The 12538-nt window shown below is 70.7% G+C and carries 4 protein-coding genes; all 4 read left to right on the top strand.

The genetic code is table 11. From position 1 onward, the window contains the following. Positions 1 to 198: 198 nt before the first annotated feature. The 4 genes from Vlu01_RS01835 to Vlu01_RS01850 are packed head-to-tail and all read left to right on the top strand — an operon-like array spanning position 199 to position 12538. Entirely contained in the window at positions 199 to 633 is a 435-nt protein-coding gene (locus tag Vlu01_RS01835) for an acyl carrier protein (RefSeq protein WP_203991894.1), read from the top strand. Continuing rightward, positions 630 to 3788, top strand: coding sequence for a type I polyketide synthase (locus Vlu01_RS01840; RefSeq protein ID WP_203991897.1), 3159 nt, complete (start codon positions 630 to 632; stop codon positions 3786 to 3788). The genes Vlu01_RS01835 and Vlu01_RS01840 overlap by 4 nt, the downstream gene beginning before the upstream one ends. Continuing rightward, entirely contained in the window at positions 3785 to 7126 is a 3342-nt protein-coding gene (locus Vlu01_RS01845) for a non-ribosomal peptide synthetase (RefSeq protein WP_203991899.1), read from the top strand. Before Vlu01_RS01840 ends, Vlu01_RS01845 begins: the two co-directional genes overlap by 4 nt. Before the next feature lie 3 nt (positions 7127 to 7129). After that, positions 7130 to 12538 carry a type I polyketide synthase gene (locus Vlu01_RS01850; RefSeq protein WP_275409212.1) on the top strand — a complete coding sequence of 1803 codons (5409 nt, stop codon included), beginning with the start codon at positions 7130 to 7132 and terminating at the stop codon, positions 12536 to 12538.

Here is a 12538-nt window from a genome sequence, read left to right on the forward strand (position 1 = left end):
CAGGAGCACTTGGCGCAGTATCGGACACACGGGGGTGGTCCAATGGTCTGTCCGTATTGACCTGTATCGCGGCGGCTGCGTAGCTCGTGAGAAACACATGGGTCGGCGGTCGTGAAAAACGCATGGATCCGGTATCCAAATTTGTGGAACCGGCCAGTAATCACTTTTTTGATGTCACTTAACGAAAAGGTTAAGCGGATGCACGACGCCCCTGCACACGCCTTGCACGCACCCGTCTCCGATGTCCCGCCACAGGTTTCGAACGGAACGCCACCCCCGGTGCTCGCCGTCGCTGATCCGGCCCGTGCTGCCGACGAGCTGTACCGCCGGCTGATCAGCACGCAGCCAGGTCGGCCACGGCGCAAGCTCATGACCGCGTTCCTGGTGGGGCAGGTGGCGGACATCGCCGGCCTCGCCGCCACCGAGATCGACGAGACCCGGCCGTTCGCGGAGCTCGGCCTGACCTCGAAGACGATCGCCGAACTCGCGGAACGCCTGCGGGTGGCGACCGGGACGGAGCTGTCGGCGACTGTCGGCTGGCGCTACCCGTCCATCGCGGCGCTGGGCGACCACGTGGCGGAGCTGATGGGTGTCCAGCTGGACCGCGCCACCGAGAGCGTCGGGCAGAAATGAGCGCGCCTCAGCGTACGGACATCGCGGTCCTCGGTGTGAGCTGCAGGTTCCCCGGCAACGTGCGGGGCCCGGAGCAGTTCTGGGAGTTCCTCCGCGCCTCGGGCGACGGCATCGTCGAGGTTCCACCGGACCGTTGGGACGTCGACGAGTTCTACTCGCCGGAATCCCAGGTCCCCGGCCGGATCAGCAGCCGCTGGGGCGGGTACCTGGACCGTGTCGACGTCTTCGACCACGAGTTCTTCTCCATCGCGGAGCGCGAAGCCCAGATGATGGATCCGCAGCATCGGATCTTCCTGGAGTCGGCGTGGGAGGCGTTCCAGGACGCGTCGGTCGATCCGACGACCCTGGCCGGCTCCCGGACCGGGATCGTGCTGGCGATGACCGGCATCGAGTACGCCGCCGAGGTCTTCAGCGACCTCGGCCGGATCTCCGCGTACTCGGCCCTGGGGACGTTGCCCAGCATGGCGGTCGGCCGGCTGGCGTACCTGCTCGACCTGCACGGACCCGCCACGGTCCTGGACTCCGCGTGTTCCTCCGCGCTGGTGGCGGTCCACCGGGCCTGCCGGGAACTGCAGACCCACGACGCGGACATGATGGTCTGCGGTGCGGTCAACCTGCTGCTGGGTCCCGAGGCGAGCATCGCCCTGTCACAGCTCAACGAGTCGTTCGTGGGCGATGGGCGGATCAAGGCGTTCGACAAGGACGCCGACGGCTTCGTCCGGGGTGAAGGCTGCGGCGTCCTGATCCTCAAGCGGCTCGAGGACGCCGTACGCGACGGCGACCCGATCCGGGCGGTCATCGCGGGCTCGGCCGTCAACCAGGACGGCAGGGGCGCGGGGCTCACCGCCCCCAACGGCGCCGCGCACCGCGACCTCATCCGCCGTGCCCTCGACGACGCGGGGTTGACGCCCACCGACGTCGGTCTGATCGAAGCCCACGGGACCGGTACCAAGCTGGGCGATCCCATCGAGGCGCAGGCCCTTGCCGAGGTGTTCGCGGGCGACAGCGGGCCGAATCTCCTCCTGGGATCGGTCAAGTCCAACTTCGGGCACCTGGAGACCGCCGCCGGCATGGCCGGCCTGATCAAGGCCATCCTCGCGGTCGAGAAGGCGTTGATCCCGCCGACCTGCAACTTCTCCGAGCTGAACCCGCGTATCGACTTCACTGGCAGTCCGCTGCGGGTCGTCACGCAGGTCGAGCAGTGGCCGGACCGGCCCGCCGGGCGGGTCGCCGGGGTGAACAGCTTCGGCCTCAACGGCACCAACGCCCACGTCATCGTCCGGGAGGCGCCGCCGCGCGTACGTCGGGAACCCGGCGAGCCGCGTGCGGTCGCCACGCTGGTGCTGTCGGCGAAGACGCCGCGGGCGTTGACCAAGACCGCCCGACGTCACCAGGTCTGGCTTCGCGACGACCTGCCGCTCGACACGCAGTGCGCCGCGGCCACCGTCGGGCGCACGCACTTCCGGCACCGCCTGGCCGTGTCCGGCCGGGACGTCCAGGAGGTACGCCGGTCGCTGGCCGAGTTCGTACGCGGTGACTCGTCCAGCCGCCTGCTGGTCGGACAGGCGGCGAAGGACCCGGAGGTGGCCTTCCTCTTCAGCGGTGCCGGCACCTACTACGACGGCGCCGCCGCCGGGCTGCTGCGGCAGGTGGAGGCGTTCCGCACCGCGGTCGCGGAGGTGGACGTCGTGGCGAGGAAACTCGCCGGCTGGTCCGTCCTCGAAGCGCTCGAACGGCCCGCGACGGCGGACGACCCGGACGCACGCACCGAGCACCAGACGCTACGCCTGTTCGCCATCGAGTACGCGCTGGCGACGACCTGGCGGTCCTGGGGTGTCGAACCGGCGGCGTTGATCGGGCACTCCCTCGGGGAGTACATCGCCGCGACGTTCGCCGGTGTGCTGGAACTGGAGCAGGGCATCGGGCTCGTCCTGGAACGCTCACGGCTGCTCGACGCCCTCGACGCACCGGGCGTGATGGTCGGCGTCTTCGCCGGTGAGGACGAGGTGACGTCGATCCTGCGCTCGCATCCGAAGACGGCCGACATCGCGATCTCGGCGGTCAACGCCCCCACGCAGCTGACGTTGTCCGGGGATCCGGAGGGAATCGAGCAGGCCACGCGGCTGCTGCGCGAGGCCGGATTCGAGGTCCGTCCGGTCGCCGCGAACCGGTCCGGTCACAGCCCGCTGGTCGAGCCGATCCTCGGGTCGCTGCGCGAGCACTGCCGGGAACTGCAGATGGCGCCTCCGGCGATCCCGCTGGTCTCCAACGTCACCGGCCGACCCATGCCGTGGGATCAGGCACCGGACCCGGAGTACTGGTGCCGCCACACCCGTTCGCCGGTGCGCTTCGCCGACGGGGTCTCCTACCTGGCGGATCTGGGGATCTCCACCTTCGTCGAGGTGGGGCCCGGCGCCGAACTGCTCGGGATGGCCCTGGGCAACTTCGCCGCCGCCGACGACGTCCTGATGGTGCCGAGCCTGCGCCGACGTCAGGACGACCTGGGTGCGATCAGCACCGCGTTGTCCCGGCTGTACGTGCGCGGCGTGGACATCGACTGGTCGGCGTTCTATCGCGGGATCGACCACCACGCGATCACCGCGCCGACCTACCCGTTCGAGCCGGTCAGGTGCTGGCACGGGATCGACTCCGCTGCTCGACGCGCGCTGGCGGACGGCGTCGCCCCGAGGGTCGACGCCCCCCGTACGGACGACGATCCCGCCGACGTCCGCGACGGCGCGACGGCATCGGCTGTCTTCGCGGTCACTCGTGACGACCTGGCCAGCCGGACGCCCAGCGAGGCCAAGGAACTGCTGGTGCAGCAGCTCACCGCGGCACTCACCGCGGCCATGGGCTTCTCCAGCACGGGGATCGACCCCGACGTCACCCTCACCGAGCAGGGAGTTGATTCGTTGATGGCGATCGAGTTGCACAACGCCGTCCAGGGCGCGCTGGCGGTCGATCTCACCATGACCGATTTCCTCCGGGACGCCACGGTCAGCGGTTTGGCATCGACCATCCTCGCCAGGATCGAGGAATCACGCAGCGACGAGCCGGCCCAGACTCCGATCGCCGTCATCGACCGCCGTCAGCTCCTGGCGGAGCAGTTGCTCAGCCGAATGGGCACCGAGGACAGCACCGGGACACGCGCATGACGCAGAGCTTCGACGAGCGCCTGGCCCAGTTGACGCCGGAGCAGCGGGCGCGCTTCGACCAGATGATGGCCGAGCAGGACCAGAGCGTCAGTTTCCCGCTCTCCGTGCTGCAGGAGGGCATGTGGTTCCTGGAGCAGTTGCAGCCGGGCAACCCCGCCTACATCGGCGTCTCGGCGGTGGAGGTCATGGGACACCGGCTGGACGTCGGCATCCTGGAACGGGCCTTCGAGGAGGTGGCGCGGGTCCACGAGGTGGCGCGGACGACTTTCGCCGTTCAGGACGGTCGTCCGGCCCAGGTGGTGTCGGCGCCGGCGAAGGTGTCGATCCCCGAGATCGACATGCCGGGTGCCGACGACCGTGCGGTCGCCGAACGGGCGTGGCAGGTCGTGGCCGCGGCGGGCTTCGACATCCAGGTGGCGCCGCCGCTGCGCTTCGCGGTCATCCACACCAGCCCGCAACGATCCGTGCTCGCCGCCGCCGCGCACCACCTGATCTTCGATCGGCAGGCGTTCGGGATCCTGCTCGGGATCCTGTCCGACGCCTACCTGGCCCTGCTCGACGGCAAGCCCGCCGACGTCGTCGCACCGCGGATCCAGTACGGCGATTTCGCCGTCTGGCAGCAGCAACAGCGGGCCGGTGGCGCGTGGACCAAGGAACTCGGGTACTGGCGACAGGAGCTCCAGGGCGCACCCGCGTCGCTCGACCTGCCGGTCGACCGGCCCCGTCCGCTGTTGCAGGGGATGCGGGGTGAGCAGGTCCCGGTCTCGCTGAGTGCGCAGCTCATGGAGGGCATCGCCGCGCGGGCCCGGGAGACGGGCGCCACCCCTTACATGGTGCTGCTGACGGCTTTCATGATCGTCCTGCGGGGTTGGAGCGGGCAGGAGGACATCGTCGTCGGCTCACCGGCGTCGAGCCGCGACCGGGCCGAACTCGGCAACCTGCTGGGGTACTTCATCAACGCGCTGCCGATCCGCGCCGAGGTCCGCCACAACGACAGCGTCCGTACCGTCATCGCCAGTGTCCGCCGGGCCTGCCTGGGTGCGTACGAGTACCACGACGTGCCGTTCGACCTGGTGGTGGCGGACCTCAACATCCCGCGCGACCTCAGCCGACCCCCGGTCTTCCAGGCGAGCTTCACCTACGGACGCGAACCCGTGCCGGGCAACGGCTTCGGGGGACGGCTCCGGCGGCTGGAGACGCCCAGTGAGGGGTCCCGCTTCGACATCGAACTCCAGGCGTTCCACCACGACGCCGACCTCGCGGGATGGATCGAGTACGACCGGGACCTCTTCGACCGGGCGACCATGGAGCGCCTCGTCCGCCACTTCCGCCACGTCTGCGCGGAGATCGTCGCCGACATCGACCGACCCGTCGGCGAGGTCGACCTCATCGACGCGCAGGAGCGGCGTCAGCTGGTGGCGGAGTTCAACCCCGTCGACACCCCGTGGACCGGGGGTCTCCGGTGGGTGGACGAGTGCTTCGCCGACCGCGCAGCCGACCAGCCAGGCCAGCCGGCGGTGGTGTTCGGCGCGGAGGAACTCACCTATGCGCAGCTCGACGAGCGGGCCAACCGCCTCGCCCACGCGCTGGTCGCCGCCGGGGCGGGCCGGGACCGGATCGTGGCACTCGCCCTGCCCCGCAGCGTCGATCTCGTCGTGGCGGTGCTGGCCGTCATCAAGGCGGGCGGTGCCTACCTCCCGCTCGACCTCGATCATCCGCCGCTGCGCATCGCGGGGATCGTGGACGAGGCACGGCCGGTGGTCCTGCTCACGCAGTCGGCGCAGGCGTCCCGGCTCACCGGCCTCGATGTCCCGGTCTGGACCCTGGACACCTGCGACGACCGGCTCGCCGCCATGCCGACGACCCGGCCGGAGGTGACCCATGCCCCGGACGACGCGGCCTACGTCATCTACACCTCCGGATCGACCGGCCAGCCCAAGGGCGTGATCAACACTCACCGTGGGTTGCGCAACCGGCTGTTGTGGATGCAGCAGGCGATGCCCATCGGCACCGCGGACCGGGTCATGCAGAAGACCCCGTACACCTTCGACGTGTCGGTCTGGGAGTTCCTGTGGCCGCTCATGACGGGCGCCGCGATCGTCGTGGCGGCACCGGACGGGCATCGTGACCCGGAGTATCTGGCCACGGAAATGCAGCGGGCCGGCGTGACGACGCTCCACTTCGTACCGTCGATGCTTCGGGCGTTCCTCGACTCGGTGGGCGAGCTGCCCGCAACGGTCCGCCGGGTCATCTGCAGTGGAGAGGCCCTGAGCGCCAGCCTGCGTGACCGGGTACTCGACTCGTCCGATGCCGACCTCCACAACCTGTACGGTCCGACCGAGGCGGCCATCGACGTCACCTGGTGGGACTGCCGCAGGGAGCCGCGTACCCCGGTCGTGCCGATCGGACGACCGATCGCGAACACCCAGGTGCACCTGCTCGACGAGCAGGGACGGCTGGTGCCGCTGGGGGCGCGCGGGGAGATCTGCCTCGGCGGCGACAATCTGGCGCGCGGATATCTCGGACGTCCCGAACTGACCGCCGAACGCTTCGTCGAGAACACCGTCGACCCGGCTCGCGGCCCTCGGCTCTACCGCACCGGGGACCTCGGCCGTCGCCGCGCCGACGGTGTCGTCGAATACCTGGGGCGGCTCGACGACCAGGTCAAGCTCCGCGGTCAGCGGATCGAACTGGGTGAGATCGAGTCGGTCGCCCTGCGGCATCCGGCCGTCTCGGCGGCAGTGATCGTCATGCGCGAGGTCCGGCCAGGGGACGAGCGTCTCATCGCGTACCTGGTCGCCGTCGGCGGCGCCGACGCCGACACCGAGTCGGTACGCGACCATCTGCGCGCGCACCTGCCCGACTACATGGTCCCGGCGCACACCGTCTGGCTGGATGCGATACCGCTCAACCGAAGCGGCAAGGCCGACCGGAAAGCGTTGCCCGCCCCGGCCCTGACCCGGGAGCCGACGCGCGACTACGTGCCGCCGGCCGACGATCTGGAGGAGCGGATCGCGACGCTCTGGGCCGACCTTCTCGGTGTCGACCAGGTGGGACGGGACGACAGCTTCTTCGACCTCGGCGGTCATTCGCTGCTTCTCACCAGGCTGCGCGATCGGCTGGCCACCGAGATCGGTCACGAGGTGAGCCTCGTGGACCTGTTCCAGAACCCGACCGTCGCCTCCCTCGCCCGCCTCCTGGCCGGCGGGGACGACGCACCCGCCGCGGTCGCGGATCGCGCGGCCGACCGGGCCGCGAAGCGCCGTGGGTCCCACGCCTCTCGTCGCGCGTCCGCGGCGCGACGGTCCGCCGCCTCCAGCACACGAGAAGGTTCGTGAAATATGCCCCAGGACACAGATCTCCCACGCGTTGCGGTCGTCGGCATGGCCGGTCAGTTTCCGGGTGCCGGCGATGTCGACCACTTCTGGCGCGGTGTCGTCACCGGCCGGGACTGCCTGACGAGGTTTGACCCCGAGTCGGCCGCCGCCGTCGAGCCGGGTCATGTCCCGGTCAAGGGCGTACTGGAAGGTGCGGATCTGTTCGACGCGGGACTGTTCGGTTTCAGCCCGAGAGAGGCTGAGGTCCTCGACCCGCAGCAGCGGATCTTCCTGGAGTGCTCGTTCGCCGCCCTCGACGACGCCGGCATCGTCCCCGCGTCCTTCGACGGTCGAGTCGGTGTCTTCGGCGGCTCATCGCTCAACACGTACCTCGTGAACAACGTGCTGCCGGATACGACGGCGATGTCCTCGTTGGGGCCCTACCAGGTGATGCAGGCCAGCGACAAGGACTTCCTGTGCACGCGCGTCGCCTACAAGCTCGGGCTCACCGGGCCGGCCATCACGGTCCAGACCGCGTGCTCGACGTCCCTGACCGCCATTCATCTGGCCTGCCAGAGTCTGCTGGCCGGCGAATGCGACGCGGCGCTGGCCGGGGGCGTGAGCATCGGTTCGCCGCTGGATCAGGGCTACCCGTACCAGGAGGGCGGCATCGCCAGTCCGGACGGGACGTGCCGGCCGTTCGACGCCGAAGCCAACGGAACCGTGCCCGGCAACGGCGTCGGCGTCGTGGTCCTGCGGCGCCTCGAAGACGCGATCGAGGACGGCGACACGATCCTCGCCGTGGTCCGGGGTACGGCGGCCAACAACGACGGCGGACACAAGGCCGGCTACACCGCGCCGAGCGTCGACGGTCAGGCCTCGGTGATCCGGGAGGCGCTCGCCGTCGCCGGGGTCCGGCCGGAGGAGGTCGGGTACCTGGAGGCGCACGGCACCGCGACCGAACTGGGCGACATGATCGAGGTCGCGGCCCTGCGTCAGGTGTTCGGCGAAACGTCACGCAAGGCCTGCGTGCTCGGGGCGGTCAAGGGCAACGTCGGTCACCTGGACGCCGCCGCCGGGGTCTGCGGCTTCATCAAGACCGTGCTGACGCTGGCCAACGAGTGCCTCGCGCCCACGGCCCACTTCACCTCGCCGAACCCCCGGCTCGCGCTCGACGCCAGCCCGTTCGAGGTGTTGGGCGAGGCACGGCCCTGGCCCCGGGGCGGCCGGCCTCGGCTCGCCGGGGTGAGCTCATTCGGTATCGGCGGAACCAACGTCCACGTCATCCTGGAGGAAGCGCCGGAGCACGGCCCGGTGTCTCCGTCCGGAAGCGACGACGGCACGCCGCGGCTCTTCGAGCTATCCTCCAGCAGTTCCCAGGCGGTCGTGGAGACCGGTCGCGGACTCGCTCGGCACCTGGAAGAACGGCGTCCCCACCTTTCGGAGGTCACGGCCGCCCTGTCGCGTCGCCGCGACCTCGACTGGCGGGCGGCCGTCGTGGCCACCGGTCTGGACGAGGCGGTCCGACGGTTGGGCGACCTGGCCACCGGTCAGGTGGTGAAGGCCCGTTCGCGCCGCCGCATGGTCTTCATGTTCCCGGGGCAGGGTGCCCAGTACCCCGGCATGGCCGCCGGGCTGCACGCCGCCGACGAGACCTTCGCGCGCGCCTTCGACGAGTGCCTCGCGGCCTTCAAGGAGCAGGCCGGCCTCGACCTGGCCGATTTGGTCCTCGGCGAACGCACACCGCAGGCCGACGAGCGTCTGGCCCGGACCGAGTTCACGCAGCCGGCGTTGTTCGCCGTCGAGTACGCGCTCGCCCGTACCTGGATGTCGGCGGGCATCGAACCGGTGGCGATGGTCGGGCACAGCATCGGCGAGTACGTCGCGGCCTGCCTGGCCGGAGTCATGGACCTGCGCGACGCCGTGCGCCTGGTCGCGGCCCGGGGACGGCTGGTCCAGACGATGCCGACGGGGGCCATGCTCGCGGTGACGCTCGCCGCGTCCGACGTGGCGAAGGTGCTCGCCGAGGAGGCCCCGGACTGTGTCGTCGCGGCGGTCAACGCACCGGAGCTGGTGGCGGTGTCCGGGCCGGCGGCGTCCATCGAGCGGTTGGAGAAGCACCTGACCTCGGCCGGCGTCGGTCACCGCAGGCTGCACACCTCGCACGGATTCCACAGCCCGGCGATGGACGGGGCGGTGGAACCCCTGACGGCCGTCGTGGCCACGACGGCGCTGCGCCCACCGCGCATCCCGTTCTACTCGAACACCAGCGGAACGTTGATCACCCCGGATCAGGCCCAGGACCCCGGGTACTGGGGCCGGCACGTCCGGGAGCCGGTGCTCTTCACCGATGCGATCGCCGATCTGCTGACCGACGACCGGACGGTGCTGCTGGAGGTGGGACCGGGCCGCACCCTGGGCGATCTCGTGCGGCTGCGTCCCGACCGGACCCCGGATCACGTCGTGCTCTCCTCGCTGCGTCACCCGAACGACCGGGTCGACGACCGGGAGACGATGCTGGTCGCAGCGGGGGCGTTGTGGGCCGCCGGTGTCGAGTTCGACCACCACCGCCTGGCGCCGGCGTCCCCGCGTCGGGCCCGGCAACTGCCGCCCCGCGCGCTGACCCGCGAGCGCTACTGGATCCACCCCGAGAGCCGGGGGACGGCATCGGCCGACGCCCTCGCGGTCGGTCCGGTCGTCGTTCCGACCTGGCGTCGAGCCGCAGTCGAACCTGCTGGTCAGGCCCGCCCCGAACAGCGGTGGGTGGTGCTCGACGACTCCGCCGGGCTCGGCCGGGCGCTCGCCGAGGCCCTCGACGCCGCCGGCCGCGCCGTCCGCCGTCTCGAGGCAGCGGCACTGGACGCAGCGTCGCTGCCGCGCCACCTCTCCGACGCCCTCGCCGACGGGGGGACCGAACTCATGGTCGTGGTCGTGCCCGGCGAGGCGACTGACGAGACCGAGGAGCGACAGCGTGCCGCGCAACGGCTGATCGACCTGTCCCTGGCAGTGGAGGCTCTCGGCCCCGAGACGCCGCTGACGGTCGCCGCGCTCACCCGCGGGGTCTTCGACGTGCTCGGCGACGAGCGGACAGTCGTCACCGACGCCATCAGCCAGGGCCTCGTCGGCGGGCTGGTGCACGAGCGACCGCGCTCTCGCCAGCTGATCGTCGACGTCCCCGGTGACGACCCCTGGATTCCGGCGGTGGTGTCGGCGCTCACCTCGCACACCGGCGTCGTCGCGGTACGCGGGCGACACTGTTGGATCCGGGAGTACGCGGCGGCAGCCACCACCCCCGGACACTCGGCACTCCGCGACGGCGGGACGTACCTGATCACCGGAGGGCTGGGTGGCGTCGGCCTGGCGTTGGCGCAGCACATCGCCTCCCGAGTAGCCAGGCCCACGCTGGTCCTGGTCGGCCGGCGCGGTGAAGTCGCCGGTGAGCTCGCGGAGCAGTTGGCGTCCGTCGCGGCGATGGCGGACGTCGTCACGCTGGCCTGTGACGTGTCCGATCCGGCGGCGGTGGCCCGCCTGGTGGACGATCTCGCCAGCCAGGGTCGCCGGCCCGACGGAGTGATCCATGCCGCCGGGGTCAGCGGCGGTGCCGTGGTGGCCCGGTCGACCGTCGACAGCGTCGACGATGTCGTCCGACCCAAGCTCGACGGCGCCCGTGCCGTGGCGTCCGCGTTCGCCGACCACCAGCTGGACTTCCTCATGCTGTGCTCGTCCCTCACGGTCACCACCGGCGGCTTCGGGCAGGGCGACTACGCCGCGGCGAACGCGACGCTCGACGCCCTCGCCACGCAGGGGTTGGCCAACCACCCGGTCGTGTCGGTCCAATGGGGACGCTGGGAGGGCGTCGGGATGGCCGCGGCGTTGCCCGTCGGCGCGCCCGGTCGGTCCGAGTCGCCGGAGCTGGACCATCCCCTCATCGGCTCCCGGGCCGTCGTGTCCGAGAACGAGGAGACCCTGACGACGATCCTGCGTACCGACAAGGACTGGGTCATCGACGACCACCGGTTGATGGGCCATGGGCTCGTCCCGGGAACGGCCTACCTCGAGATCGTGCGAGCCGCCCTCGCCGACCGCGCGGCAGGCGGAACGCTCGAGCTACGCGACATCATGTTCGTCCAGCCGGTCGTCGTGCCCGATGGTGCCGAGCGGACCATCCACACCACCGTGCGGGACGTGGGCGAGGGCAACGTCGAGTTCACCATCCGCAGCCGAGACACGAGCGGTGGGGTCTGGCAGACCCATGCCACCGGATGGGCGCGCATCGTCGACGCGAGCGGAGACAGCCGGCGTGACCTTGCCGCGGTACGCGAACAGTGCCGTGTCCGGGAAACCCTCAGGTCGCGTCAGGAGATCCTCGGACGGGCCCGCGCGGAGCGGTGGACCGACGGTCCCCTCCGGTTCCAGGTCGGCCCCCGGTGGGAGGTCCTGGACACCCTGGAACTCGGCGAGGGGCACGTGCTGGCCAGGATGGCCCTCGACGAGCGGTTCCGGGACGACGTCACGACGTACCACCTGCATCCCGCCCTTCTCGACATGGCGGTGGGCGTCTTCCGGATCGACGCCGACGACCCGAACTACCTGCCGCTGAGCTACGGCGCTGTCCGGCAGCACCACCCCCTGACACCGGTGATCTGGTGCCACGCGTGGGCAGCGGATCGGAACCGGGACTCCGTCGAGACCCTCTCCTGCGACATGGAGATCCTCGACGCCGAGGGGAAGGTGCTCGTCGAGATCACCGACTATTCGGTCAAGCGGGTGCATGACGTCGACACCCTCATGGAGCAGATCACCGGCAGCGTCGAAGCCGCCCGTGCGCTCGTGGACGGTCCAGGTGAGCCGAACGTCCTGGACGAGCTCTCCCGGGGCCTGGACCTGTCGACCGCCCGGGCCGCCTTCGACGCCGTGCTCGCCTGCCGGGACCTGCCCCGCCACGTGATCGTCACCCCGCGTCCGGTGGCAGAGATGGTGACATTGGCGGACCGGGCCACCGAGGTGCTGTTCGGGGTGGTCGACCACTCGGAGCACGTGGGCAGCCGCCACCCTCGGCCGGCACTCGACACGCCCCTGGTCGAGCCGCGCACACCGATCGAGGCGGACATCGCGGCGATCTGGGAGGAGACGCTCGGCATCGACCGGGTGGGGGTGCTCGACGACTTCTTCGCGCTGGGCGGCCACTCCATCGCCGCCGTGCAGATCGGCACGCGGGTGCGGAGCCGGCTCGGCGTGTCGTTCGACCTCAAGGACTTCTACGGGACGCCGACGGTGGCCCACCTCGCGGCACTCATCGCCGGTGCCGAGGAAGCCCCGCCGGAGGCGGTACCGCTGGTCCGGGTCGCCGACGAGATCGACGACCTGGTGACCGACATGACTCCCGAGGAGATCGACCGACAGCTGCGAGCGATGCTCGCGGAAGGGCATTGA

Source organism: Micromonospora lutea (assembly GCF_016863535.1).
Lineage (GTDB): Bacteria > Actinomycetota > Actinomycetes > Mycobacteriales > Micromonosporaceae > Micromonospora > Micromonospora lutea.